Source organism: Pseudomonas fluorescens (assembly GCF_000802965.1).
Lineage (GTDB): Bacteria > Pseudomonadota > Gammaproteobacteria > Pseudomonadales > Pseudomonadaceae > Aquipseudomonas > Aquipseudomonas fluorescens_A.
Genome location: NZ_JSAK01000016.1, coordinates 46725 through 72491, shown reverse-complemented (window position 1 = coordinate 72491; position 25767 = coordinate 46725). Strand labels below are relative to the sequence as shown.

22 protein-coding genes and 1 riboswitch are annotated in these 25767 nt (G+C 59.7%); of the genes, 6 read left to right on the top strand and 16 right to left on the bottom strand.

The window, feature by feature from the left end; genetic code table 11:
* Positions 1–101: 101 nt before the first annotated feature.
* A complete protein-coding gene (gene thiC / locus NL64_RS14250) occupies positions 102–1991 on the bottom strand; it encodes a phosphomethylpyrimidine synthase ThiC (protein WP_034148712.1) in 1890 nt (629 codons plus the stop codon).
* A gap of 168 nt (positions 1992–2159) precedes the next feature.
* Positions 2160–2265, bottom strand: a riboswitch (TPP riboswitch).
* A gap of 203 nt (positions 2266–2468) precedes the next feature.
* Between thiC and NL64_RS14245 the strand changes: the two genes are divergently transcribed.
* Positions 2469–3908, top strand: coding sequence for a TolC family outer membrane protein (locus NL64_RS14245; protein WP_034148711.1), 1440 nt, complete (start codon positions 2469–2471; stop codon positions 3906–3908).
* 326 nt (positions 3909–4234) lie between these two features.
* On the opposite strand, the gene waaA is transcribed toward NL64_RS14245, so the two are convergent.
* Together waaA and NL64_RS14235 are read right to left on the bottom strand one after the other, a co-directional pair.
* Entirely contained in the window at positions 4235–5512 is a 1278-nt protein-coding gene (waaA, locus tag NL64_RS14240; protein WP_034148710.1) for a lipid IV(A) 3-deoxy-D-manno-octulosonic acid transferase, read from the bottom strand.
* A complete protein-coding gene (locus tag NL64_RS14235) occupies positions 5505–6419 on the bottom strand; it encodes a LysR family transcriptional regulator (RefSeq protein ID WP_034148753.1) in 915 nt (304 codons plus the stop codon). Before NL64_RS14235 ends, waaA begins: the two co-directional genes overlap by 8 nt.
* Positions 6420–6522: 103 nt before the next feature.
* Between NL64_RS14235 and NL64_RS14230 the strand changes: the two genes are divergently transcribed.
* The 4 genes from NL64_RS14230 (at position 6523) to NL64_RS14215 (ending at position 10113) form a co-directional block, all read left to right on the top strand.
* Positions 6523–6855 carry a DMT family transporter gene (locus NL64_RS14230; protein WP_008004867.1) on the top strand — a complete coding sequence of 111 codons (333 nt, stop codon included), beginning with the start codon at positions 6523–6525 and terminating at the stop codon, positions 6853–6855.
* A 275-nt stretch (positions 6856–7130) separates the two neighbouring features.
* On the top strand, positions 7131–8306 hold the full coding sequence (locus NL64_RS14225) for an NAD(P)/FAD-dependent oxidoreductase (protein ID WP_034148709.1): 1176 nt from the start codon (positions 7131–7133) through the stop codon (positions 8304–8306).
* A complete protein-coding gene (locus NL64_RS14220) occupies positions 8303–9115 on the top strand; it encodes an aldo/keto reductase (protein WP_034148708.1) in 813 nt (270 codons plus the stop codon). Before NL64_RS14225 ends, NL64_RS14220 begins: the two co-directional genes overlap by 4 nt.
* A 32-nt stretch (positions 9116–9147) precedes the next feature.
* Positions 9148–10113 (top strand): hypothetical protein, encoded by a 966-nt coding sequence (locus tag NL64_RS14215; RefSeq protein ID WP_034148707.1) that lies wholly within the window; start codon positions 9148–9150, stop codon positions 10111–10113.
* A gap of 160 nt (positions 10114–10273) precedes the next feature.
* Here the strand turns inward: NL64_RS14215 and hldE are convergent, their stop codons facing one another.
* The 5 genes from hldE to NL64_RS14190 all read right to left on the bottom strand — a co-directional run bounded on the left by hldE (position 10274) and on the right by NL64_RS14190 (position 16285).
* Positions 10274–11698, bottom strand: a complete 1425-nt coding sequence (gene hldE, locus NL64_RS14210) for a bifunctional D-glycero-beta-D-manno-heptose-7-phosphate kinase/D-glycero-beta-D-manno-heptose 1-phosphate adenylyltransferase HldE (RefSeq protein ID WP_034148706.1) — start codon at positions 11696–11698, stop codon at positions 10274–10276.
* Positions 11699–11800: 102 nt separating this feature from the next.
* Positions 11801–12406: an adenylyl-sulfate kinase gene (cysC, locus tag NL64_RS14205; RefSeq protein WP_034148705.1), complete on the bottom strand. Its 606-nt coding sequence runs from the start codon at positions 12404–12406 to the stop codon at positions 11801–11803.
* Positions 12399–13103 carry a sulfotransferase family 2 domain-containing protein gene (locus NL64_RS14200; protein WP_034148704.1) on the bottom strand — a complete coding sequence of 235 codons (705 nt, stop codon included), beginning with the start codon at positions 13101–13103 and terminating at the stop codon, positions 12399–12401. Before NL64_RS14200 ends, cysC begins: the two co-directional genes overlap by 8 nt.
* A 188-nt stretch (positions 13104–13291) precedes the next feature.
* Entirely contained in the window at positions 13292–15097 is a 1806-nt protein-coding gene (gene msbA / locus NL64_RS14195) for a lipid A export permease/ATP-binding protein MsbA (RefSeq protein WP_034148703.1), read from the bottom strand.
* A 15-nt stretch (positions 15098–15112) separates the two neighbouring features.
* Entirely contained in the window at positions 15113–16285 is a 1173-nt protein-coding gene (locus NL64_RS14190; protein ID WP_034148702.1) for an O-antigen ligase family protein, read from the bottom strand.
* Between the two features lie 110 nt (positions 16286–16395).
* On the opposite strand from NL64_RS14190, the gene NL64_RS14185 reads away from it, so the two are divergent.
* Positions 16396–17001: a serine/threonine-protein kinase gene (locus NL64_RS14185; RefSeq protein ID WP_034148701.1), complete on the top strand. Its 606-nt coding sequence runs from the start codon at positions 16396–16398 to the stop codon at positions 16999–17001.
* On the opposite strand, the gene NL64_RS14180 is transcribed toward NL64_RS14185, so the two are convergent.
* The 8 genes from NL64_RS14180 to NL64_RS14145 all read right to left on the bottom strand — a co-directional run bounded on the left by NL64_RS14180 (position 16996) and on the right by NL64_RS14145 (position 25670).
* Positions 16996–18090 carry a glycosyltransferase gene (locus NL64_RS14180; protein WP_034148700.1) on the bottom strand — a complete coding sequence of 365 codons (1095 nt, stop codon included), beginning with the start codon at positions 18088–18090 and terminating at the stop codon, positions 16996–16998. The genes NL64_RS14185 and NL64_RS14180 overlap by 6 nt on opposite strands.
* A 45-nt stretch (positions 18091–18135) precedes the next feature.
* Entirely contained in the window at positions 18136–18897 is a 762-nt protein-coding gene (locus NL64_RS14175; protein WP_034148699.1) for a hypothetical protein, read from the bottom strand.
* 55 nt (positions 18898–18952) lie between these two features.
* Positions 18953–19909: a glycosyltransferase gene (locus NL64_RS14170; RefSeq protein WP_034148698.1), complete on the bottom strand. Its 957-nt coding sequence runs from the start codon at positions 19907–19909 to the stop codon at positions 18953–18955.
* Between the two features lie 83 nt (positions 19910–19992).
* Positions 19993–21393 (bottom strand): PIG-L deacetylase family protein, encoded by a 1401-nt coding sequence (locus NL64_RS14165; protein ID WP_034148697.1) that lies wholly within the window; start codon positions 21391–21393, stop codon positions 19993–19995.
* An 8-nt stretch (positions 21394–21401) separates the two neighbouring features.
* Positions 21402–22298: an antimicrobial resistance protein Mig-14 gene (locus NL64_RS14160; RefSeq protein ID WP_034148696.1), complete on the bottom strand. Its 897-nt coding sequence runs from the start codon at positions 22296–22298 to the stop codon at positions 21402–21404.
* Entirely contained in the window at positions 22298–23428 is a 1131-nt protein-coding gene (locus NL64_RS14155; protein WP_034148695.1) for a glycosyltransferase, read from the bottom strand. Before NL64_RS14155 ends, NL64_RS14160 begins: the two co-directional genes overlap by 1 nt.
* The gene (locus tag NL64_RS14150) at positions 23412–25169 is read right to left on the bottom strand and encodes a carbamoyltransferase family protein (protein ID WP_034148694.1); all 1758 of its coding nucleotides are present in this window, start codon (positions 25167–25169) and stop codon (positions 23412–23414) included. Before NL64_RS14150 ends, NL64_RS14155 begins: the two co-directional genes overlap by 17 nt.
* A gap of 165 nt (positions 25170–25334) precedes the next feature.
* Positions 25335–25670, bottom strand: a complete 336-nt coding sequence (locus NL64_RS14145) for a YceK/YidQ family lipoprotein (RefSeq protein WP_080757975.1) — start codon at positions 25668–25670, stop codon at positions 25335–25337.
* Positions 25671–25767: the final 97 nt, after the last annotated feature.

The following is a 25767-nucleotide window of genomic DNA, read 5'->3' as shown; positions in this document are numbered from 1 at the left end:
TGGTCTGCACGGTCCTGTAGGAGCTGGCTTGCCAGCGATCAAAGCGACGCGGTGCATCAGGTGCACCGCCATCGCCGGCAAGCCGGCTCCCACAGTTGGCATCAAACTTTCTGGTAAAGCTGACTGCCTTCCTGCTTGAAGCGCTCAGCCTGCTCAGCCATGCCTTGGGCGACGTCCACGTCAACCGCTTCGATCCGCTGGTTGGCCGCGTACTCGCGGACTTCCTGGGTGATTTTCATCGAGCAGAATTTCGGCCCGCACATCGAGCAGAAGTGCGCGACCTTGGCCGAATCCTTCGGCAACGTCTCATCGTGATACGAACGCGCGGTGTCCGGATCCAGGCCAAGGTTGAACTGGTCTTCCCAGCGGAATTCGAAGCGCGCCTTGCTCAAGGCGTTGTCACGAATCTGCGCGCCCGGATGACCCTTCGCCAGATCGGCAGCATGCGCGGCGATCTTGTAGGTGATGATCCCGGTCTTCACGTCATCCTTGTTCGGCAGGCCCAAGTGCTCCTTCGGCGTCACGTAGCAGAGCATGGCGCAACCGAACCAGCCGATCATCGCCGCACCGATACCGGAGGTGATGTGGTCATAGCCTGGCGCGATGTCGGTGGTCAGGGGGCCAAGGGTGTAGAACGGCGCCTCGTCGCAGCACTCGAGCTGCTTGTCCATGTTCTCTTTGATCAACTGCATCGGCACGTGGCCCGGGCCTTCGATCATGCACTGCACGTCGTGTTTCCAGGCGATCTTGGTCAGCTCGCCAAGGGTCTCCAGTTCGCCGAACTGCGCTTCATCGTTGGCATCGGCAATCGAGCCCGGACGCAGGCCATCGCCCAGCGAGAAGCTGACGTCGTAGGCCTTCATGATTTCGCAGATGTCTTCGAAATGGGTGTAGAGGAAGTTCTCTTTGTGGTGCGCCAGGCACCATTTGGCCATGATCGAACCGCCACGGGAAACGATGCCGGTCACGCGCTTGGCGGTCATCGGCACGTAGCGCAGCAACACGCCGGCGTGGATGGTGAAGTAGTCGACGCCCTGCTCGGCTTGCTCGATCAGCGTGTCGCGGAACAGCTCCCAGGTCAGGTCTTCGGCCACGCCGCCGACTTTTTCCAGGGCCTGGTAGATCGGCACGGTACCGATCGGCACCGGCGAGTTGCGGATGATCCACTCGCGGGTTTCGTGGATGTGCTTGCCGGTGGACAGGTCCATGACCGTGTCCGAACCCCAGCGAATCCCCCAGGTCAGTTTCGCCACTTCTTCTTCGATGGACGAACCCAAAGCGCTGTTGCCGATGTTGCCGTTGATCTTCACCAGGAAGTTACGGCCGATGATCATCGGTTCCAGTTCGGTGTGGTTGATGTTGGCCGGAATGATCGCGCGGCCACGGGCGATTTCGTCACGGACGAATTCCGGGGTGATGATTTTCGGCACGCTGGCGCCGAAGCTGTGACCGGCGTGTTGCTGGTCCAGCAGGCCGGCGGCGCGGGCCACTTCCAGCTTCATGTTTTCGCGGATGGCGACGTATTCCATCTCGGCGGTAATGATGCCTTGGCGCGCGTAGTGCATCTGGCTGACGTTGGCGCCCGGTTTGGCCCGACGCGGGTTGTTGACGTGGGCGAAGCGCAGCTTGGTCAGCTCAGGGTCGGCGAGGCGTTCCTGGCCGAAGTTGGAGCTCAGGCCACTCAGGCGCTCGGTGTCGCCACGGGATTCGATCCACGGCGAACGCACATCGGCTAGGCCTTTGCGCACGTCGATGATCACGTTGGGATCGGTGTAAGGGCCCGAGGTGTCATACACCACCACCGGTGCGTTGACCTCGCCGCCGAAGTCGGTCGGCGTCACGTCGAGGCTGATTTCGCGCATTGGCACGAGGATGTCCGGGCGGGTGCCCTGAACGTAAATTTTTTGCGAGCGGGTAAACGGCTGCACCGATTGCTGATCGACCTTGGCCGAGTCACTCAGGTTGGTGGCGATTTTTGCTTTTGTAGTCATCACGGGCTCTCCAGACAGCATCCAGGCAGTGGAATTTTGTCGGAGCGAACCTGTAACGAATGGACGCGACCAATCAGCGATGAAAAAGCTGTTGGTGCTGTGCTCAGTGCTCGAGGGGTGTTCGATTGTCGAACAACATCCCGGACGAAGCACAAGAGGACTCGCCGGGTGACGAGAAATCTTGTTCCCTACGCAGGCGCTAACCTGATCAGGTTCAACGGGATCCGAAATTATTCGATCTCAGCCTCATAGCAAGGCACCCCGACAAGAACCCGGCCAGTCTAGACACAACTGGCAAGGAACGCCAACACCGCTGCAAACACCGTGATGAATGGCGCAATTACCGGGAACGGCAGGATTGTTGCCGCTCGTCTGCGCAACTACACTCGCTACGGCCATGCTGCGCATTGACGCTGCATGTGCCGCGCCGTAGCCTTGGCGCTCAAATTATCAGCGTAATTTTTAAGGGATCGCCTCATGCTGCGCAAACTCTCACTGGCCCTCGCCGTGTCTTGTGCGTCCAACGGAATGGCTTGGGCAGCAGAAGCGCCCTTATCGAGCAAAACCGATCTGGTCAGCGTCTATCAGGAAGCGGTGAACAACAACGCCGACCTCGCCGCTGCCATCGCTCAATATGGCGCCCAGAAAGAAGTCGTGCCCCAGGCCCGCGCCGGGTTGCTGCCCAATCTCTCGGGCGGCGCCGATATTGCCAGCGTGCGCACCTCGATCGATCAGCCGTCGGCCACCGCCAACCGCAACGCTCATTCGTATCAGGCGACCCTGGCGCAGCCACTGTTCCGTGCCGATCGCTGGTTCCAGTTCCAGGCAGCCAAGGACGTCAACGAACAGGCCGCCCTGCAACTTTCGGCGACTGAACAAAACCTGATCCTGCAAACCGCTGACAGTTACTTCAACGTTCTGCGCAGCCAGGACAACCTGGCGTCGACCAAAGCCGAGGAAGCCGCGTTCAAGCGTCAACTCGATCAGTCCAACGAGCGCTTCGATGTCGGCCTCTCGGACAAGACCGACGTGCTGAACTCACAGGCCAGCTACGACACCGCACGCGCCAACCGTATCGTTGCGCAGCGTCAGGTGGATGATGCTTTCGAAGCCCTGATCACCTTGACCAACCGTCAATACAACTCGATCCAGGGCATCAGCCACAACCTGCCGATTCTGCCGCCAGCGCCGAACGACGCCAAAGCCTGGGTCGAAACCGCCGCCCGGCAGAACCTCAATCTGTTGGCCAGCAACTACGCGGTCAGCGCCGCCGAGCAAACCCTCAAGCAGCGCAAGGCCGGCCATGCGCCGACCGTCGATGCGATTGCGAAATACGAGAAAGGTGATAACGATGCGCTGGGCTTCAGCAACCCGAGTGCCTTCGGTGTTCCCTACAAAGGCGATGTCGAGCAAACGCAGATCGGACTGCAATTGAACATCCCGATCTACAGCGGTGGTCTGATCAACTCCCAGGTGCGCCAATCCTATGCGCAACTGGACCAGACCGAGCAGCAACGCGAATCCCTGCGTCGGCAAATCGTCGAAAACACCCGCGACCTGCACCGCGCGGTGAACACCGATGTCGAGCAGGTGCAGGCGCGCAAGCAGTCGATCATCTCCAACCAGAGCGCGGTGGAAGCAACCGAAATCGGCTATCAGGTGGGCACGCGAAACATCGTCGACGTGCTGGATGCGCAGCGCTCGCTCTACACCTCGGTACGTGATTACAACAACACCCGGTACGACTACATCCTCGACAACCTGCGCCTGAAGCAACAGGCCGGCACGTTGAACCCGGGGGATTTGCAGGACCTGGCACGCTGGCTCAACCCCAACTACAACCCGGACAAGGACTTCCTGCCGCCGGATCTGGCGAAGGCGGCGGCTGAGCAGTTGAAGGCAAGACCGGGTCAGTAAAAGCAAAAGATCGCAGCCTGCGGCAGCTCCTACAGGGGAAAGCAAAACCTGTAGGAGCCGGCTTGCTGGCGATGGCGTCAGCGAGATTGCCATCGCGAGCAAGCTTGCTCCTACGAAAATCGGTGTGCCGCTCGATCCGGGCATGACGCAAAACCTGTAGGAGCCGGCTTGCTGGCGATAGCGTCAGCGAGATGCCTTCGCGAGCAAGCTTGCTCCTACGAGACGGTACGCCGCTCGATCCGGGCATGACGCAAATCCTGTAGGAGCCGACTTGTTGGCGATAGCGGTTTCAAGGACGCCATCGCCAGCAAGCCGGCTCCTGCGAATTAGCGGTCGATCAAACGGCCTAGCCCATCGAGCAAACGCTGCAACGCGCCCTGATTGGTGCGCATCACTTTCAGACCCGCCTCCGCCATCCGCTGCGCATCCCGCGGCAATTCGAACAACCGCTGCACCGCCAACGCCAACCCTTCGGCATCTTCCACTTCCTGCAACGCTCCGGCACCGCGCAACTGCGCGGCGATTTCGAGGAAGTTGAACAGGTGCGGGCCACTCAGCACCGGTTTGGCCAAGGCCGCCGGTTCCAGCAAGTTATGGCCGCCGTTCGGTACCAGGCTGCCGCCAACGAACGCACTGTCGGCCAAGGCATAAAGAAACAGCAACTCGCCCATGGTGTCGCCCAACAGCACCGAAGTCGCGGCAGTCACCGGTTCGCCGCTGGAACGACGGACCGTGGCAAAGCCCTGCTGGCGACACAGGTCGAACATCGGATTGAAGCGCTCCGGATGGCGCGGCACCAGAATCAGCAAGGCATCGGGATGGCCCGCCAGCAACTGACGATGGGCTGCTAGCACCACCTCGTCTTCGCCCTCGTGAGTACTGGCGGCGATCCACACCGGGCGCTCCTGCGCCTGCCATTGGCCACGCAGCTCGGCGGCACGCAGCAACAGTTGCGGGTCGATGGTCAGGTCGAACTTGATCGAGCCGGTGACTTCGACGGTTTCCGACCGAGCGCCCAAATCACGAAAACGCTGGGCCTCGGCTTCGGTCTGCACCGCGAACAGGCTCATCTCGGCGAGCATCGGCGCGGTCAGTTTGCGGAAACGGCCATAGCCCCTCGCCGAACGCTCGGACAGTCGCGCATTGGCCAGCGCCACGGGAATCCCGCGTTTGGCACATTGATGGATATGGTTGGGCCAGAGTTCGGTTTCCATGATCACCGCCAATTTTGGCTGGACCCGGTCAAGAAAGCGCTTGGCCGCGCACGGCAAGTCGTAAGGCAAATAGCAGTGCTGGATGCGCGGTTCGTTGGCGAACAACGCCTGGATGCGCTCCGAACCGGTCGGCGTCATGCACGTCACGGTGATCGGCAGCTGTGGATAACGTTGCAGCAACGCGCGAATCATCGGTGCGGCGGCAATGCTTTCGCCTACGGATACCGCATGCACCCATATTCCACCGGGTTTCATCGTCGGCATGCCGTAGGAGAAACGCTCGCCAATGCGTTTGGCGTAGGCCGGCGCCTTGCGCGCCCGCAGCCACAGCCGAATCGCTACCAATGGCAGCCCCAGGTAAAACAGCGCGGTGTAGAGAGTTCTATTCATGGCGGCGGAGTTTATCGGGTTTTTCACCGATCGCCTGCAGATGCACGGCAAAACGTTCCGCCAGCCAGCGAGCCGCCGGACCGAGCGGTTCATCACGGCGCCAGACCAGTTCCACCACCAGCGCCGGCGGGGTCCATTCGCTGGCCAGTTCGACCATCAAATCCTGATACGCCGGGTACTGCACCACGTGACGCGGCAGCCAGGCCCAGCCGAGGCCGCGCACCAGCCATTCGGCCATCACATAGAAACTGTCGGCGCGCCAGACCTGCGGGCTGGCCGCTTCGCTTCCGGGGTAGACACTGGACTGCGTGGACATCAGCAACTGACGATGCTGCGCCAGTTCCTGGCAGTTCACTTCAGGATTCGCCGCCAGCGGATGCCCGACGCCGCACACCGTGACCATCTCGACGCTCCCCAGCACACGCCGTTCAAGGGCTTCCGGAATCTGATCGTGATAAAACAGCAAACCCAAATCCGCCCGGCGCTCCACCAGTTTGCGCGCCACATCGCCCTGGGCGGCGCTGGTCAGTTGCACTTCAAGGCTGGGAAATTTTTCCGCCAACGCTTCAAAGCTTTCAATGACGGGTTGGTAAGGCATCGCCTCGTCCTGGGCCAGACGCAGGCGGGCTTCCTGGCCGCGCATCATCGCCAGCGCCCGGCCATTGAGACGCTCGCATTGGCGCAGCACTTCCCGTGCTTCTTCGAGCAAGGCATTGCCAGCCTCAGTGAGTTTCGGCTGGCGGCCGCTGCTGCGATCGAACAGGCTCACGCCCAGGTCTTCCTCTAATAGCGCAATCGCACTACTGACCGCCGACTGGGCTTTGCGCTGCTCCCGAGCGACAGCAGAAAACGAACGCTGCTCCGCCACACCGACAAACAAGCGCAGTTGTTCAAGATTCCATTGCATCGGCAAACCCATCTTCAGAGCAGATAGGTAATGACTTTACCGCATCTGGAGAATCCCTAAAATGCCGAACTCAGCAAGCAACACTTCATACGAGGATTGACCCATGACCGCTTACTACTACCTGGCCATCGCCATCTGCGCCGAAGTGATTGCCACTGTTTCGATGAAAGCGGTCAAGGGCTTCAGCACGCCGTTGCCGTTGTTGCTGGTCATCGTCGGGTACGGCATTGCCTTCTGGATGCTCACGCTGGTGGTGCGCAGCGTACCCGTGGGTGTTGCCTACGCGGTGTGGGCCGGCATGGGCATCGTCATGGTCAGCGTGGCGGCGCTGTTTATCTATGGGCAAAAGCTGGATGTGCCGGCGATGTTGGGGATGGCGTTGATTGTGTTGGGTGTCGTGGTGATTCAGCTGTTCTCGAAAACTGCCGGACACTAACTGAAATAACAACATTTTGTGGCGAGGGAGCTTGCTCCCGCTGGGTGGCGAAGCCGCCCTAGGCCCTCAATCCGCATTTATCCTGGCACACCGAGGCAGCCGAATTTGCGACTGCTTCGCAGCCGAGCGGGAGCAAGCTCCCTCGCCACAGTGATCACACACCGCTATCGCTACAGGGGTATGCATTCCAATGTAGTAGCTGCCGAAGGCTGCGATCTTTTTTCCCGTCTCAGCTCTGTATACTGCGCCCTCGTCTTGAACACTGAGGTCGCCGCATGCCATCCGTAATTTCCACCGACGTTCTGATTGTCGGCGCTGGTGTCGCCGGCCTCTGGCTGAATGCGCGCCTGCGTCGCCAGGGTTTTTCGACCGTGCTGGTGGAAAGCGCCAGCCTCGGCGGCGGGCAGAGTGTGAAGTCCCAGGGCATCATCCACGGCGGCGCCAAGTACGCGCTGCATGGCGCCCTGACCGGCGCCTCGGAAGCCATCGCCGACATGCCGCGGCGCTGGCGTGAAGCCCTCGCTGGCGACGGGGAGTTGGACCTGTCCGGCGTACGCCTGTTGTCCGAAGCCCACTACTTGTGGTCCCCCGGCACGATCGCCGGCAACCTCACCAGCTTCTTTGCCAGCAAAGCCGTGCGCGGTCGTGTCGATCAGGTCAAGGGCGATCAACTGCCGCCCGCGCTGCAAGACAAGCGCTTCAAAGGCAAAGTCTATCGCCTGGCGGAACTGGTCATCGATGTGCCGAGCCTGGTTCAGCGCCTGGCCGATCTGGCGGGCGACGGCTTGCTCGCCGGCCAAAAAATCGAACCGTTGCTTGAAGGTGGCGTGTTGGTCGGCCTGAAGGTGGACGAGCGCGAAATCCGTGCTCAACGCATCGTCTTGAGCGCCGGCGCCGGGACAGCGGCGCTGCTCGAAGCGCTGGGCCTGAGCCAGCCCGCCATGCAGCGTCGGCCGCTGCACATGATCATCGCCAAAGGCCCGGGGCTCAAACCGCTGTACGCCCACTGCCTGGGCGGTGGGACCAAACCGCGCATCACCGTGACCACCCACCCGGCCGCTGATGGTCAATGGGTCTGGTACATGGGCGGCGACATCGCCGAAGCCGAAGGCGTGGCCCGTGAACCTGCCGAGCAAATCGCCACCGCGCAGAAAGAACTCGGCCAGTTGCTGCCCTGGATCGACTTGAGCACGGCGCAATGGGCGACCTTGCGCGTGGACCGCGCCGAGCCGCTGCAATCAGGGCTAACCCGCCCTGACAATGCGTTTGTTGCCGAGGAAGGTCGCCTGCTGGTGGGCTGGCCAACCAAACTGGCGCTGGCACCAGACTTTGCCGACCGCGTGATTGCAAGCCTGGCCCGCGATGGCATTCAACCTGGTCCGCTCACACCGCTACCCGAATTGCCAAAGCCGCCCATGGGCGTCCCGGCCTGGGAGCAACTGCTGCCATGAGCATACCGACCCTGCACGACTTGCATCGCCCGCTGGGCAGCACCGGCCTGCTGGTGTCGCCGCTGGGCCTGGGCACGGTAAAACTCGGCCGCGATCAAGGGGTGAAATACCCCAACGGTTTCCAGATTCCCGATGATGACGAAGCGCGCATGCTGCTCAAACTAGCCCGCGACCTCGGCATCAATCTGATCGACACCGCGCCGGCCTATGGTCGCAGCGAAGAACGCCTCGGCCCGCTGTTGCGCGGTCAGCGCAAGGATTGGGTGATTGTCAGCAAGGTCGGTGAAGAATTTGCCGACGGCCTGTCGCGCCACGATTTCAGCGCCGCCCATACCCGGCTCTCGGTGGAACGCAGCCTGCAACGTCTGGAAACGGATTTCATCGACCTGGTGCTGGTGCACTCCGACGGCAACGATTTGGCGATCCTCAACGACTGCGAGGTCTATGCGACGCTCGCCGAACTCAAGGCCGAAGGCAAGATTCGCGGCTTCGGCTTTTCCGGGAAAACCGTCGAAGGCGGTTTGAAGGCTCTGGAGCAAGGCGATTGCGCGATGGTCACCTACAATCTGAACGAGCAAACCGAAAAGGCCGTCATTGACTATGCTGCTGCTCACGGCAAAGCCATTCTGGTCAAAAAAGCCCTCGCCAGCGGTCACGTGTGCCTGAGTCCGGGCGTGGACCCGGTGCGCGCCAGTTTCGAGTTGTTGTTCGAACATCCGGGTGTGGCCAGTGCTATTGTCGGGACCATCAATCCGCTGCACCTCGCCCACAACGTCGCGACCGTTGCCCAGGTCCTACGTAGCAACTGACGCCGCCCACGCGGCCTTAAGCAGGAGCCGACATGCCGCGTACGCTCATAAGAAAGAACCCGAGCAACTTCAAGACCCTGCCATTATTCGTCGAAGCGACTCCCGAAGGCCTGAGCTATCAGAGCGTCGGGAGACCGCTGAATTTCTCTCAGATCCTTCAACGTCGGCGCCCGGTAACGGTCGCCGACTCGAACCGGTTTTCCCTTGAACTGGCCAACCTCGGCGTTTCGGTACGCCTGACGCTGCATTGGCAGAATCGCGATTACTGGGTGCTGGTGCGTCAACGCCGACAAGACCGCGGCGATGTCGTGCTCAAGCTGATTTCCGGCTACGTGCCGGCCCATGAACTGAATCTGCCGCTGCACACGGCGATCCAGGAGATTGCCGAGGAATGCTTGCTGGAAACCCCGGAAGGCTGGCTCGGCGGGCGCTTCAACGACACTTGGTTGCCGGCGCCCTACTCGTCGGCGCTGCATTACCGCGAGGCGCTGCCGTTTCGCCTGTCCCCGCTGTCCGGCTCAGCACGGCCGGTGCGTTGCGCCAACCTGCAGTTGATCGAGCGCCCGCGCGCCTATGTGCACTTGCCGACCGCCTCGCTGCAATTGATCTACGACTTGCGCCTGGACGTGCCCAAGGAAGCAAAATCCTTGAGCCTGTTCCATGTCGATGAACGGCTGGAAGGTGATCAGCTCGTCGCTCGCCTCGATCGCAAGCGTCCCGACTTGTATCTCATGCCTTTGCAGGACGGCCATCCCATGGCCGAGCTCTACACCTTGAAGAAGGATCAGTTATACCCGGCGAGCACGCGCGGCTTGTACCTGGCCGAAAGCTTTGCCCGGCAAGAAGGTTGGCTGGTGAGGGATGAGCGGATTCGCTGGAAGGATTGGGTCAGGCAGCAGGGGTTGACGCCGCCGGGGAAAGATTCGGGACTGGCGCGGTTGCGCGGGAAGGCGAAGATGCTGCTGAAGAAGATCGTGCCGCGAAAAGCAGCACGATAAGAAGCAGTGGAGGTTTGTGGCGAGGGAGCTTGCTCCCGCTCGACTGCGCAGCAGTCGTAAGACCATCAGACACAAACCCACCTGGATAACCGCGGTGTATGGCTTTAGGGCCGCTTCGCGACCCAGCGGGAGCAAGCTCCCTCGCCACAGTGATCGAACGTCACTCGGACTTGCGGATCTTCTCGACGATCGCGGTCGTGGAGCTGTTTTCCACCAACCCCAGGACTTTCACGGTGCCGCCGTAAGCGGTCACGATGTCGGCGCCGACCACTTGGTCGATCCCGTAGTCCCCACCCTTGACCAACACATCCGGCTTGACCTCGCGCAGCAGGTTTTCCGGGGTGCCTTCAGGGAAGCTGATCACCCAATCCACCGCGCCCAGACCCGCCAGCACAGCCATGCGCCGGTCGACGCTGTTGATCGGTCGACCCGGCCCTTTCAGGCGGCTGACCGAGGCATCGTCGTTGACCGCAACGATCAGGCGATCGCCTTGCGCCCGCGCCTGCTCCAGGTACGTCACGTGGCCGGCATGCAGGATGTCGAAGCAGCCGTTGGTGAACACGATCTTCTCTTTATGCGCACGGGCATCGTCGACCGCCAGCAGCAGCTGCTCGAGACCCAACACACCGCGCTCGGAACCCTCTTCACGCTGGATAGCACGACGCAGTTCCGGCGCGCTGATCGCCGCCGTACCGAGCTTGCCGACCACGATGCCCGCCGCCAGGTTGGCCAGGCCGACCGCATGCGGCAGTTCTTCGCCAGCGGCAATCGCCGCCGCCAGGGTGGAAATCACCGTGTCGCCGGCGCCGGTCACGTCGAACACTTCACGGGCGCGGGCCGGCAGGTGCAGCGCCGGATGATCCGGGCGCAGCAGTGTCATGCCGTGCTCGCCACGGGTGACCAGCAAGGCGCCGAGCTCGAGGTCGTGCATCAGCTGCGCGCCCTTGCTCACCAATTCGTGCTCATCGGCGCAACCGCCGACGATGGTTTCGAATTCGCTGAGGTTCGGCGTGATCAGGCTCGCACCACGGTAGATCGAAAAATCCTTGCCCTTTGGGTCGGCCAGCACCGGAATGCCACGGGCACGGGCGGCCTGGATCAACACCTGATGGTTTTTCAGTGCGCCTTTGCCGTAGTCGGACAGGACCAGCACCTTGATGCCTTCGAGCAATTCGTCGACCTGCGCGGACAACGCCAGGGCGTCGGTGGCGAACGGCTCTTCGAAGTCGATGCGCAGCAGTTGCTGGTGACGGCTCATCACCCGCAGCTTGACGATGGTCGGCTGGTGCGCGATGCGCTGGAACAACGCCCGCACGCCTGCACCCTTGAGGCTATTGACCAGGCTGTCGGCGGCTTCATCGTCGCCGGTCACACCGACCAGCGAAGCGGGCGCGCCGAGCGCAGCAATGTTCAACGCAACGTTGGCGGCACCGCCCGGGCGGTCCTCGATGTTCTCGACCTTGACTACCGGTACTGGCGCCTCAGGGGAAATCCGTGAGGTACCACCATGCCAGTAACGGTCGAGCATGACATCGCCGACCACCAAGACAGGGGCTTGATCGAATCGCGGCATGGACAACTTCATGGAGCAACCCACATACAAAATGAACAGGGGCGCGATATTAACACAGGGTGGGCACGGGCTTGTGCGACGGCTGCAACCGGATCGCTGAACAGGGGTTTCTGCTCATTTTTTGAGCAGAAACTCCGACAAACGCCTGCAGGCATCTGACGTTTCCAATACGTGGGTATCAATTTCGTACTCTGCATCAAGGGGTGCCTCGTAGGGACTGTCGATCCCCGTGAAGTCCTTGATACGTCCTTGACGCGCAGCCCGGTATAAACCCTTGGGGTCGCGCTGGGCGCAGACCGCAAACGGCGTACTCACATACACTTCGATGAAGTCGCCCTCGGCGAACAGCCGACGCGCAGCCTCGCGTTCGGCGCGGAACGGCGAGATCGCCGCGACAATCACAATCAGGCCCGCATCGACCATCAGGCGAGCTACCTCGGCAATGCGCCGGATGTTTTCCCGACGACTTTCCGCGTCCATCCCCAAATCGTTACAAAGGCCGGCGCGCAAGTTGTCGCCATCGAGCACAAAGGTGTGCAGGGCGAGTTGGTTGAGCTGCAACTCCAGGCCATTGGCCAACGTTGATTTACCCGCCCCGGACAACCCCGTCAGCCAGATGCAGCGCGGGCGCTGCGATTTGATTGCCGCACGGTCACGGTTCGAGAGCGCTAATGCATAGGGCTTGATTCGGGGAGCCGGGATCGGCAGCGCCTCATTCATAACCGAGCATCTCGTAATCGCGCTGATACACCCGACGAACCAGGCGCCGGGTACGGACCGAGCAGAAATCGCGAGCAAGCCCGAAACGCCGCTGTTGAGAATTATTGATGCGGGGCAACTGTACGCTGTACCCCAGTTGTTCGCATACCCAGCTGAAATCCCGCTCCAGATGCTCCTGATGGCCAATGAAGTCGAGTGCCAGGTGCCCTAGAGAATCGGTGAGGAAGTCTGTCTGTGCAGCGAAATGCAGTTGACGGTGAATGCTCTCGGGGTGCAGCCAACGGGCGACAAAATCGTCGAAGTCGCGGTATTGCTTCACCAGTTTCTGCGCTGAATGATCGCGCGGCCCCAGTTCGTTGCCTCGCAGATACGCGTAAGCCGAGTACGCCCTCTCCAAAGGATCGCGGACAAAGGCAAATTTGAAGCTATTGCCAAACTGTTGCGGGAATTGTTCTTCGTACCAGTACAACGGCAGGTGACCCGGTCTCCAGTTATCAAACAGCGCTTCGCAGACGCTGCTCCCGGCGCATTTGGGTACGTGGATAAACAGACAGGAACGCTGCGCGAAGGGCTGGGGGAAGCCCAGATTGGCCGACATCGACTTGTTCACCACCTGACGGTCCACGACCGACAGACGCCCCAGCAAGAACTGCCGTTGCGACTTGGGCAACAGTTTCCAGAGATAACGCTGCAACATAACCGGCACCCGCGCGAAAGGGATGGCCCTCTCGATTGAAGTCAAAATTCGTTCAGGAACCTTAACAAGCGCGATGCCGAGATTTATTCCGGTTTGGTCAAGAAACGTAAAGGTCTGGATACATATCGCCTGGCGCATTGCGCGCCCGGCGTGTACAAAGGCGAGTCACGCTCCCCCTTGTGCCGTAATCAGGCGATGTCTTGCGCCGGAGCGTCGAGGCCCATCGCATGCAGGCGCGAGTAGTAGCCATTTTGCGCCAGCAGTTGCGAGTGAGTGCCACGCTCGACGATTTGCCCCTGGTCCATCACCAGAATCAGGTCAGCCTTCTCGATGGTCGACAGGCGGTGAGCGATCACCAGAGTGGTACGGCCCTTCATGACGTGATCCAGCGCGGCCTGAATGTGGCGCTCGGATTCGGTATCGAGCGCCGAAGTCGCCTCGTCGAGAATCAGCAGTGGTGCATTCTTCAACAGCGCCCGGGCAATCGCCAGACGCTGGCGCTGTCCGCCGGACAGCAGCACACCGTTTTCACCGACCTGGGTGTCCAGGCCTTCCGGCATCTGCGCGATGAAGTCCATCGCGTAAGCATCCGCGGCAGCTTTTTCAATGTCGGCGCGAGGTGCGCCGGCCAGGTCACCGTAGGCAATGTTGTTGGCAATGGTGTCGTTGAACAGGGTCACATGCTGCGTGACCTGAGCAACATGTCGACGCAAATTACGCAGGCGATAGTCTTCGATTTCGACGTCATCGAGCAGGATTTCACCGATGTCATGGTGATAGAAACGCGGAATCAGGCTCGCCAGGGTCGACTTGCCGCTGCCGGAACGGCCAACCAGCGCAATCATTTGCCCCGGCGCCGCACTGAAGCTGATGTTCTTCAACACCTCGCGTTCGGTCCCCGGATACGTGAAACTGAGGTTGCGCACTTCCAGATGACCGTTGACCCGATCACGCTCGACCGTGCCGTTATCCACTTCAGGCTCAACATCCAGTTGCTCGAAGATGCTCTCGGCACCGGCGACACCTTTCTGGATGGTCGAGCTGACTTCCGACAATTGCCGGATCGGCTTGGGCAGCAAGCCTGCGGCAGTGATGTAGGCCACCAGGTCACCGGCCGTGGCGTCGCCACGCAGGAACAGCACCAAGAACATCAGCACCGCCATGGCGGTGTAGATCACCAACTGCAGCATGGGGGTGTAGACCGCACCGGTCTTGGTCATGCGCAATTGTTTGTCGGTGTTGCCCTGGCTGGCGGCGGCAAAGCGCTGCTCTTCGTAACTCTCGCCACCGAAGCTGCGCACCACGCGATAGCCCTGAATGGTTTCGGAAGCCACGTGAGTGACATCGCCCATGGCCACCTGGATTTTCTTGCTCTGCTTGCGGAATTTCTTGCTGGTATTACCCACCATGAATGCAATCAGCGGCAGGATGGCCAGCATCACCAGGGTCAGTTTCCAGTTCATCCACAGCAGATAGGCGAACAGGAAAACCACGGTCAGGCCTTCGCGGATCACCACTTTGATGGCATCCGTGGCGGCACCCGTCACCATGGTCACGTTGAACGTGATGCGCGAAATCAGATGCCCGGAGTTGTGGGTATCGAAGTAGCGGTTGGGCAGCACCAGCAGTTTGTTGAACAACTCGATGCGCAAGTCATGCACCAGCCCCAACGAAACCTTCGCCAGATAATAGTTGCCGAGAAACGAACCCAGCCCCTGCCACGCAGCGATCAGGATGATCAGCAACGGCACGGCCATCAGTAACTGCAGATCCTTCAAATAAGGAACGTTGGGGAAGAGCACCGCTTCCGGGTTACTCAGGCCATCGACGAAATATTTGAGAATTCCCGCAAGCATCGGCTGAGTAGAGGCAAAGATCACGAAGCCCACGATACTCACCAGGAAAAGGCCGATGTAGGGTTTCACATACCCCAACAGCCGAAAATAGATTTTCAGGCTGGAATCCTGTCCCGCTTTGGGCGGTGCGTCACTCATCGTAGAGCTCACTGGTTAGGAAGAACGCGAAATTTTATCACAAGCGTCGGGCTTGGCCCGTGCCCATACCAAAACACTGGCCAGCCCTACGGGCAACCAGCTGATGAACCATTCAGCCCTCGGTGTCCCGGTCAAGCTTGCAGCATCGAATTGCATGGCCAGGGTCGAGAACAACCAGATGCCGATCATTCCCCGGCCATAGAGTGTTTCCCGTACCTTCCAGGCCTCGCGCAGCACCGCGAGCCAAAGCGCACACCACAACAACAACCCTGGCAGCCCGAGCACAATGGTTACATGGGTAAACAGGTTGTGGGCGTGATCAAAATACAATCCCGCTGTGAACACTTTGTAGTCAGCACCGAGACCCAACCCGCGCCACGGGTGTTCAGCGATCATCTGCAAACTGGCCATCAGGATCTGCGGACGGTACGACACCCCACGCGCCACGACCAAAGCCTCGAAAAACCAGAACGCCAACATTGCTACGATCAAAGCGGCCGCCGCGACAATGCGACTGCGTCGGTCACGGCACCAGATCGGCATGGCAAGTATTGTGATGAACATGGCCAGACCGGCACCACGACTCTGACTGAGGAGTACAAACACGCCAAGAAAAGCCAATGCAATCGCACAGACTATCTGCATCCAACCAGTGCGTGGCGCCCAGAGGATCATCCACACTGCTGCCAGACCAATGACATAGCCACCTAAAATCGGATGGGCCAATTCGCCCAGACCCTCAGCGCGCGCGATCAAGGCGTTGCCATCAACTGCATAAAACTTGGTCATGGCCACTACCGCGGTCAACGCCAACCCGATCCCACCCCACTGCATGACGCGAATCACTCGCTCTGGTCGACCGTTGGCAAAAACCGGAAAGAACAGCAGAAACACCAGGATGTATAGCAGGCGCTTGGTTTCGCGACCGATGTCCGGGGCGTTCGTCCATGAAAGGCTGATCAATGCCCAGATCACTAGGCCGAGCATCGGCAGGTAGATCCAGCGCTGCTCCTGGAGCATCACCTTTAGCCGGCTGCGCGTGGCCCAGGAGAATATAATTGCCGGCAACCAGAGCAATACCACCAAACCTTGCTGGTAAACCTTGTTGGAAGGCGCAATGGCGATGGCCAGCAAGAACCACAACAGACCTATCGCCATCCATGCTTGCGCCCAACGTGTTTCCTGCATCAAATTGCTCCTGAGAAAGTTCATCCGCACAACCCGGCGTGGTTAAAGCTGAATTTTTTCGGCATCATTGCCCGCCACAGCGCCCCGTTCTTCCAACAAGGCTTTCTACAATGCAATGTTCACGGCTTCCGCAAGCCGCTCTAAATCAAATGATTGACGGCGCCAAAATACTGGAGGCCGACAGCTACGGGCCGAAAGTCTACCTGTTGCAGGATGGGAATATTCTCAAACTGTTTCGTCGCAAGCGTTTTTTTTCATCCGCATTGATCCGCCCCTATTCGAAACGCTTCATCGACAATGCCTTCAAACTGCAAAAGCTCGGCGTACCTACCTTGCAGGTTCTGCAGTATTACCGACTGGAAGCACCAGGCATGACGGCCGTGCTTTACCAGCCGCTGCCAGGAGAGACCCTGCGTCAGATCTCCAGCAAGGAAGGGTTCAATTGGCCACAGGCGTTGCCAGAACTGGCCGGGTTGATTCGCAGTCTTCATCGATCGGGGATTTATTTTCGGTCGCTGCACCTGGGCAACATCGTGATCACCCCGGACAACCGAATGGGTCTCATTGATGTCGCGGACATGCGCTTCCTGCGCGGGCCGTTGCCGCGGCATTTGATCAAGCGCAATCTGCAGCATTTCGCCCGCTACATTGCCCGCGAGAAGCTGAACGACACCTTTCCGATGCAGGCTCTCGAGCAGGCAGTGCTGCCATCATGAAAGTAATGTTCGGGCGGCCTGGCTGAAGTCCAGCCAGGCTTGATCCGGTGCAAGAGCCTGGTATTGCTCTGCGGCGACCGTCTCGGCAGAAGCGCTGAATGCACGCACGATTGCATCCTTCCAGGCACTGACATCATTGGCCACGGCATACCTGCCAGTATCTGCCAACTGTTCACGAAACACGGGAAGCTCACTGGACAGCACCGGAACACCTGACATGACCGCTTCCTGCATGATCAATCCCAGGCCCTCTTCGAGCGACGGTATCGCAATCCAGTCGAATGCACGGTAGAGCCGCGCCGCGTCATTCAGATGACCCGGCAACAAGACTTTGCCGCGCAAGCCCAGTTCCTCAATCCGCGCTTCCAGGCCAGCACGGTTCGTGCCTTCACCAATAATCACCAATCGCAGATCGGGCGGCTCATGCGTTGCCGCAGAAAACGCGTCGAGCAGGCAGCGAAAACCTTTTTCGGAGACCAGGCGCCCTACTGCACCGAGCACCAGTCCCTCGTCCAGGGGCAGTCCCAATCGGATCCGAGCTTCCTTTCGCGGGAGCAGGGCGGAACGGAACGCGACAGGTTCGAACGCGCTGCGCAACGTCATGACCGGTACTTGCAGGCCCCTGCTCAGCGAGTCTGCGAGGGTGTTCGATACCGCAGCCAATGTCAGCCGGGATGCCGGGATCTGTTGGAAAAGCGATTGATCGCCAGAGTGCAGTCGTGGCGAGCCATGAAAAATCACCACCGCACGGATATGCGGCAATGTTTTAAGTATCGGCAACAACGCTCGCGCTACACCCAATCCATCCAGCATCACCAGATGTGCATCGCTGTCTACAAGCGCGCGCTTGAATCGGGCTCGCATCCAGGGCTTGGTCAGGCGCCAGAAATGTCGCCCTTTCAATCGGGCGGAAGACAGTCCCCACTCCCGCACCTCACCGACGTTCACCCTACATTCGGACGCCACCCCCTGAAGCAACCAGGTTTTGACCGGGGTAGAAGGCTCGGCCTGGGACAAAATCTGCTGATGCACCTTGTGAATGGAGGCAAACGGAGCGCCGCCGGCCCACATGACATTAAGAATATTCATAGGGCGAACAGCCAATGCATGGGTTGAAGATAAGCTGCTGTGTCGTTAGTTGATGAACCAGCCAATGCAGACTCCCAACAACAAAACCAAGGCGAACTTAATCTGTTCGCGCCGACTGCGGCGCGCCTTGCGCTGACGCTCGATAGGTGTTTGCACATGCAAGCCAAAACCGGTGTGCATGACAGCGTCCGCTTCGAGCGTCAGCGCCGTCAAATCCAGCTCTGCGTATCGAAGCGACAGAGCCTTCTCCCCACTGTAGCTGGTAAATGGCGCACACAATCGATAATCCTTGATTCGCCGCAGACCTGGGTTCAGCGAGAAGCCCTGCCATTCCGGTTTGTCAGAGATCAACGGGTAACAGGCCACTCCACCGACGATCTCACGCGCCCCCAGACGAATGTAAGGGCTGTGAACTCGCAGGTCATGATTATAGCTACGCAGCCACACCTGGAGGATTTCCGGGCGCGATTCGAGGATGGTCATGGAGTCTTCGACAAACCCGGGACGATAGAACTCCCAGTCATCCTCACAATGAAAGATGTACGCCGTGTTGACGTGCGAGTAGGCCAGATCAATCGATGCCAACTGGCCCAGTTTTGGCCGGTTGACGAACACCGTGCAGTGATCCTTCCAGCTTTCTGGAATGATCGCGTGCACACCTTCGTCACCCGCATCTTCAGTAATGAAAACTTCGCGAATGGCTGCGGTATTGAATCGATCGAAGCTCTCGAGGGTCATCTTGAGCAGATCGAGCCTGCCGCAGCTGGTGACCACCAATGTGATGTCACTTTCTTTTGAAAATCGCACTGGAATCCCAATCAGGTAAAAGTCGCCAGCAATATCAATGGCCGGCCAACGCTTGTCAAATGCCTAGTTTCAGGCGGATTTTTTCTAATAGTTTCAGAGGCGCACGAGCCCGCAATGGTGGCTCAAGCTCCTCGACGATACGCTGGCCTATGCGTGAAAAACTGAACTGGCTGACGGCCAGCTCGCGGCCATTGCGCGCGATACGCTGCGCCAGCTCCGGGTCGCCTCGCAACAACACCAGTTTTTCCTGAAGCTGCGCAATGCTCTGATAGAACACCACGTTGTGCATATCCTGCAAACCCAGCGCCTGGCTTTCCGCCGCGCCCTGGTCATAGGCCAGCAATACGCAACCGCAGGCCATGGCCTCGAAATTCTTGATCATGAACTCGCCCATGCCAACATCGGCACTGACGAAAAAGCGAATTCGGTTGAGCGTATCGCGGTACTCCTCACCGGACTTGGTGCGCGTCACCACCAGGTTTTCGACTCGCCCCAACTCGTCAAGCAGCGCCTTTCGACCGCTGTACGCGACACTGTTGGTGCTACCGACAAACGCCAGTTCGATATCCCGCTCGCGGCCCTGATCCTCCAGTTGCGTCTGGTCATAGCCCTTGGGAACGAACACCGCATCGAAACCTTCCCCGCGCAAGCGCTCGGTAACGACGAAACCGGAACTGATCACCCGCGCCCACGGCAAACGACGGTAGTGAGCGCTGAACTTTCCGGTGTACTTGCAGGGAATGTAATTCTGGTAAGCGTCGTGCTCGAGAATCACCAGGTTGGGAATCGTGCGAATGAATCCGACTTGACGGATCTCCTGCTTGAAGCGCAGGAAAAACACGATCCGGTCATAGCGCGAGACATCGACTTCACGCCGGAAATAGCGACGCAGGTTGCGCTGTTCATCACTGTTCAGCCAGCGCAAGTCACACTCACAATGCGCCGCCACGCCGTCGTACAAACGGTCAAGAATGGCTCGCTGATCTTTCTGCACCAGAAATAGAACTTTCATCGTCTTCCTTGCCGCAACGGCAAACCGAGCAACACCTGAAACCCTCTGCCTTCAAAGGCAGACGCATTCAGGTCCATGACACCTTACAAACGCCAGAACAATTCATGGCGACGCACAGCCTTGCGAAAAAATTCGTTTTCGCCATAAGGCGATCCGGAACGCCCTGCCAACAGGCGCTGTAACCCACGGCGCAAACGACGTTTGAATGGGGCTGGGGGCTGCAAGTCATGCATCATCCCCAATGCCATGGCCTTGTCACACTGCTGCGCCCGATCAAGCAAGAGGCAGTAGGGGCGGAGTGTCCGGGCCGCATCGAAAACCGGAGGAAGTGCCGTACCGTCTCCTGAGTTGCCCATTGGCCAGCGATCATTGTCGTGCAGGTGGTTGGCGTAACCCAGTAGCGTCGGTTGCCATTCCAGCCCTTTCAATGCTTCGAGTACGGCTTCTTGAGCACAAATATGATCGGGATGAGGATCGAGGGTCGGGTGTGGCAGCACGATCACTTCAGGTTGCGCCCGCAGCAGCAAGGCTCGCAGGTCCGCCAGCAGTTTGTTCCATGTCGGCGCGCCGTCGACATCTCCCGGCAGCGCAAAGGCATTCAACCGGCGAAACAGTCGGGTGTCGCTCAGATCCGCTTCCCGCGAGCCCATTGGCTGAGTCGGCGAGGCCTGCATCGCCGCCAGTTGCAAACAGAAATAACCCAGTTGCACGCAATGGGCTTCGGGTACCCCGGCCCAACGCGGCACGGCAATACTGTCCCAGGCCCGCAACCGGCCCTTCAAACGCGCCGCGTCGACCTTGCTCAGGTTCATCTGCTGATAGTGTTCGGCTTCGATCTCTCCGGCAGTGAGCGTGACGATCCAGGCCTCATCGGCCTGACTGTACAAACCGTAGGCCGCCAACTCCGCGTCATCGGCGTGCGGTGCAATCACCATCACCCGCTGACGGCGATAATCCGGATGTTCAAATGCCCACAACACAGGCTCACCAAGCAACTGGCAGAAGCGCCCGCGCAAGCGCAACTCGCCTCGTGACAACACTTGCGCCTGACCACTCAGATTGAAATACCGCAGCCCGTTCACACCCCGTTCGAAGGTCTGCCGGTCTGGATTCTCGCCACCCAATAATTCAACCACCGGATCGAAAAAGCGCCCCAACCAGGTGCTTTTTACCCGCAGCGCCAGAACAAGGGTAGCGTCATCAACCAGCATGACGCCTTCGTCCAGCCGCAAATGCTCACCGTTCAGATGGACCTTGGGCTGCGGGGTGTACGGCGGGAAGCTGTATTGGTAATCGTCTTGGGGGGAATAGAACAGGTGGTCGGCAAACCAGGCTTCGTGGGCGATCCAGCCTAGGACCGCGAGCATCAGCGGCAACCACCAGGCCACCAGCACGCCCACGACAATCAACAGCACGAGCGCGATCAACAGACCGATACGTTTATTGCGGCGATGGCGCTTGAGCAGTTGTTGTTTGCGACTCATGGGCTGACTCATACGGTGAAGACCGGCACGGGGTTGCACCAGCGATCCTTGTATTCCCGGTCAGCGCGACCAAAGGAAAAACGCAAGGGTTTGTCCAGCGCCCGGGCATGCTCCCAGGCGCTTTGGGTATTGAGAAAACTCAGCACGCTGCCAGGGCTGAATGCGCGGGTTTGCGGGTCGACCCCACCATTGATGTATTCGACGCTGATCCACTGCGGCGTCTCGACGCGGTACACCAGTTGAATCGCAATCGGCGCATCATTGAGGAAAATTACCGAGCCGATCAGCAACTCGCGCAACAACTCAATGACCTCGGCCATTCGCTCGGCACCCGTGGCCGCAAATCCCCAGCGGCGCTGGAACAAGTCGCAGTAGATCGCCGCCAGTTCGGCACTGGAAAACTCGGCAACCGGTCGCACCACCCCGCCCGCTTCTTCCAGCAGCCGTAGTTCGCGGCGCTGGTTGTAACGAAACTTCTTCGACAATTCTTCGGGTGTGCGAGCCATGGCCAGTTGCTCGGTTTGCAGCTTGATACCGGTGAAACGGCTTTCGTTCAGCGCCGACAAATAACGACCACGATGACGCAGGGGGGCCTGAGCATCGTCAGCGGCTGGCAAAATGATTTCCGCGTTGCCGAGGTCGAACAGGCCTTTTTTGCCGCGGCGTTTGAGCACGTCTTTGGACAGCGCAAGATCGCGGCCCCAGGTAGGGATCGCCGCTTTGACGTCGCCGCCTTGCTCCCAGGCCAGGTAGCGCACCGGAATGTCGGCCAGATGCGCCAGTCGCTCGACCACCAGCGGATGAGTCGCAACACTGCCGCCAAAACGTTGCCAGGCCTCGGCGTAGGTCGAGGCGTCGGTTACCGACCAGCCACGTTCGCGCCAGCCTTGAAATCGGTTGAGCATCAGCCCCTCGGTGCCAGTTCGATAACGTGTGGCAAATGCCAGAAGGCATCGCGTACCGCGCGGTCGGAGAAGCGTTCATGCAGGCGCTCGAGCATCAGCTCGGCGCATTGCTGACGTTGCTGCTCGTCCATCGCGGCCAGATGCTGCAGCCCTTGAGCCAGGTGCTCGGCATCGCCCAATGGGAACAGAATGCCAACGCCTTCGACCACTTCCTTCGCCCCGCCGCATGCGGTGGCGAGCAACGGCACGCCGGCGGCCATGGCTTCCAGTAGCACCATACCGAACGGTTCGTGATCGGAACTCAGGGCAAACACGTCGAAAGCACGGAAATAACGTCGGGCCTCGGGCACCTGACCAAGGAACAGCACGCGATCGCCGATTCCCAATTCACGGGCCTGGGCCTTGAGGTCTTGCTCAAGACGACCGCTACCCAGAATCACCAGTTGGCTGTTGGCCGGCAACCCAGGCAGCGCCGCAGCAAAACCATCCAGCAACGTCGCCTGATCCTTGTCCGGGTGCAGACGTCCGACGTTGCCGACAATCCAGGCATCCACCGACAGGCCGAGAATCTCCCGAGCCTCACTCGCCGACACCTGACTGTCCTGCAAGGCTTGCACATCGATGCGGTTATAGAGCGTGCGAATGCGTCCCGCCGGCCATTTAGGCAGGCATTGGCGCATGTCGTCGCGCACCGCATCGGACACCCCGAGCAGGCTCAGGCGCTTGCGAAAGATTTGCGCGAAGAGCTTGCGGCTGCCGCGTTTGTAATCGCCAAAGGCGTGATGTACGCCAATCACCGGCAACGAAGTGCCAAGCAAGGCGATGTAGATAGGCTTGAAACGGTGGGCGATACAGAAACTGAAGTTGCGCGAAGCGGCGATCTTGCGCAGATCGCCGATGGCGCCCAGCTTAAGGCCACGAATGGCTCTGGAGCTGTACTCCATGAACAACACTTCATCGGAAGCGCAGGCCGCAGCGACTTCGGCATCGGCAACCCCGGTCAGAAACACCGTGGTCACCCGATAGCCGGTCCCCGCGAACAGGCTGGCGTACTGCCGCGCGCAGTCCAGAAACGGCCCGTCATAGCCGTGGCAGAACTGCAGCACATGGCGTTCAGCCGAGCGTGTCATATGCGTTCGCGCCCTCTTTGACCACCAGAATGTCTTCCATGATCAGGTACTGTAGATCGGAACCGAAGAACATGTTCAGGGCATCGGTCGGCGAGCAGATCATCGGCTCGCCACGACGGTTGAGCGAAGTGTTCAGCGACACGCCGTTACCGGTCAGCACTTCCAGCGCTTTCATCATGTCGTAGTAGCGCGGGTTGTATTCACGCTTGAGCACCTGGGCCCGGGAAGTACCGTCTTCGTGGACGACTTCCGGCACGCGGGTTTTCCACTCTTCAGCCACTTCGAAGGTGAAGGTCATGAACGGCGCCGGGTGATCGATCTTGATCATCTGTGGTGCCACGGTGTCGAGCATCGACGGGCAGAAAGGCCTCCAGCGCTCGCGGAACTTGATCTGGTGGTTGATGCGATCCGCCACACCCGGCACGCTCGGGCAACCGATGATCGAACGACCACCCAGTGCACGCGGACCAAACTCCATGCGCCCCTGGAACCAGGCCACCGGATTGCCGTCGACCATGATCTTGGCGATCTGCTCCGGCATGTTGTCGAGCTTGCGCCACGTCGGCTTGTTCTCGTGACGGGCGCAGGCGGCGATCACGTCTTCGTTGCTGTACGAAGGGCCGAGGTAGACGTGTTCCATCTTCTCGACCGGTACGCCACGGGCGTGGGACACATAGGCTGCGGCGCCGACTGCGGTGCCGGCATCGCCGGACGCCGGCTGTACGAACAGCTCTTTGACGTCGTCGCGGGCGATGATTTTCTGGTTCAGCTTGACGTTCAACGCACAGCCACCGGCGTAGGCCAGTTTGCCGGTTTCCTTGAGCACGTCGCCCAGGTAGTAGTCGATCATCTGCAGCGAAATTTTTTCGAACAGCGCTTGAATGCTGGCAGCGTAGTGGATGTACGGCTCGTCGGCGATGTCGCCTTCGCGCTTCGGACCCAGCCACTCGATCAGCTTCGGCGAGAAGTAGTAACCCTTGCCCTTCTCTTTGTAGCGACGCAGGCCGATGACGTTGGCGTAGTCGGTGTTGATCACCAGTTCGCCGTTTTCAAACGAAGCCAGGCGCGAGAAATCATATTTGCTGGCGTCGCCGTACGGCGCCATGCCCATGACCTTGAACTCACCGTCGAGCATATCGAAACCGAGGAACTCGGTGATCGCGCCGTAGAGGCCGCCGAGGGAGTCGGGATCGAAGAATTCCTTGATCTTGTGAATCTTGCCGTTTTCGCCATAACCGAAGAAGGTCGTGGCGTACTCACCCTTGCCGTCGATCCCGAGGATCGCGGTTTTCTCTTTGAAACCGGAGCAGTGGTAGGCACTGGAGGCGTGAGCCAGGTGGTGTTCGACCGGCTCGATCTTGATCTTCTTCGGATCGAAACCCAGTTGCTCCAGGCACCAGACAATCTTGTTGCGATAGCGCTTGTAGCGACGGTTGCCCATCAGGATCGCGTCGAGTGCGCGGTCCGGGGCGTACCAGTAACGCTTGGCGTACTGCCAGCGGGCCTTGCCGAACAGGCTGATCGGTGCGAATGGAATCGCGACCACGTCAACGTCGGAGGGTTTGATACCGGCCTGCTCAAGGCAGAACTTCGCCGATTCGTAGGGCATGCGGTTCTTTGCATGTTTATCGCGCACGAAGCGCTCTTCTTCGGCAGCCGCGACCAGCTTGCCGTCGATATACAGGGCTGCGGAAGGATCATGGCTAAGGGCGCCGGACAGGCCAAGAATCGTCAATGCCACAGGGGTCTAGCCTCTTTAGTCTGCATGCAGGCGCAATGCGCCTCGAAAATTAATGTGCCCTCGCAAGGGGCGAGAGACAGCTAAAGGGCGGGATTATAGCTTAAAAGCAGCTTCAAGCCTCTAGCTGCAAGCGGCAAGAGAAAGCAGTGGTGACCTTGGCATGGGTTATCCGCGCGCGGGCCGCCAGTAAATGCGGATATTGCCATCCACACCCTGCCGATAAATTGTATAGGGCAAGACGGCGGTATCCAGCGCACCAGACAAGGCCAGATCCAGCAAAACGAGTGGGACGAGCATGCCCGTGGGATCGGGCGGCGCATTCAATACGCAAAAATCGTAGGCCAGGCCGCTATAGACCCGAGGGATGGACTGACAATAGGTTTTTTGTCGTCGAAGCCCCTGGGCCGCGTCGGCATCGTCCTGCAAGACCGTTACGGCGGTCCCGCATCCCGTCAGAGCCAGTGAGATAACGCCTGATGCGACTGCCGTCTTGATCGTCAAAATTTGCCCTCCGAGTACGTCAGGCAAACTAGCATCGTGATCATTCAGGCCACAGTTCATGGCTTCCCAAGATTGTGTAGGACAGCTCTTAAGAAAC

Coding starts and splice junctions, on each gene's coding strand:
- NL64_RS14170 (WP_034148698.1), bottom strand. CDS start 19,909: ATGAAAGTTCTATTTCTGGTGCAGAAAGATCAGCGAGCCATTCTTGAC.
- NL64_RS14185 (WP_034148701.1), top strand. CDS start 16,396: ATGCAATGTTCACGGCTTCCGCAAGCCGCTCTAAATCAAATGATTGAC.
- NL64_RS14165 (WP_034148697.1), bottom strand. CDS start 21,393: ATGAGTCGCAAACAACAACTGCTCAAGCGCCATCGCCGCAATAAACGT.
- NL64_RS14215 (WP_034148707.1), top strand. CDS start 9,148: ATGCCGCGTACGCTCATAAGAAAGAACCCGAGCAACTTCAAGACCCTG.
- NL64_RS14245 (WP_034148711.1), top strand. CDS start 2,469: ATGCTGCGCAAACTCTCACTGGCCCTCGCCGTGTCTTGTGCGTCCAAC.
- NL64_RS14230 (WP_008004867.1), top strand. CDS start 6,523: ATGACCGCTTACTACTACCTGGCCATCGCCATCTGCGCCGAAGTGATT.
- NL64_RS14235 (WP_034148753.1), bottom strand. CDS start 6,419: ATGCAATGGAATCTTGAACAACTGCGCTTGTTTGTCGGTGTGGCGGAG.
- NL64_RS14220 (WP_034148708.1), top strand. CDS start 8,303: ATGAGCATACCGACCCTGCACGACTTGCATCGCCCGCTGGGCAGCACC.
- NL64_RS14180 (WP_034148700.1), bottom strand. CDS start 18,090: ATGAATATTCTTAATGTCATGTGGGCCGGCGGCGCTCCGTTTGCCTCC.
- NL64_RS14155 (WP_034148695.1), bottom strand. CDS start 23,428: ATGACACGCTCGGCTGAACGCCATGTGCTGCAGTTCTGCCACGGCTAT.
- thiC (WP_034148712.1), bottom strand. CDS start 1,991: ATGACTACAAAAGCAAAAATCGCCACCAACCTGAGTGACTCGGCCAAG.
- cysC (WP_034148705.1), bottom strand. CDS start 12,406: ATGAATGAGGCGCTGCCGATCCCGGCTCCCCGAATCAAGCCCTATGCA.
- msbA (WP_034148703.1), bottom strand. CDS start 15,097: ATGAGTGACGCACCGCCCAAAGCGGGACAGGATTCCAGCCTGAAAATC.
- hldE (WP_034148706.1), bottom strand. CDS start 11,698: ATGAAGTTGTCCATGCCGCGATTCGATCAAGCCCCTGTCTTGGTGGTC.
- NL64_RS14225 (WP_034148709.1), top strand. CDS start 7,131: ATGCCATCCGTAATTTCCACCGACGTTCTGATTGTCGGCGCTGGTGTC.
- NL64_RS14200 (WP_034148704.1), bottom strand. CDS start 13,103: ATGTTGCAGCGTTATCTCTGGAAACTGTTGCCCAAGTCGCAACGGCAG.
- NL64_RS14190 (WP_034148702.1), bottom strand. CDS start 16,285: ATGCAGGAAACACGTTGGGCGCAAGCATGGATGGCGATAGGTCTGTTG.
- waaA (WP_034148710.1), bottom strand. CDS start 5,512: ATGAATAGAACTCTCTACACCGCGCTGTTTTACCTGGGGCTGCCATTG.
- NL64_RS14160 (WP_034148696.1), bottom strand. CDS start 22,298: ATGCTCAACCGATTTCAAGGCTGGCGCGAACGTGGCTGGTCGGTAACC.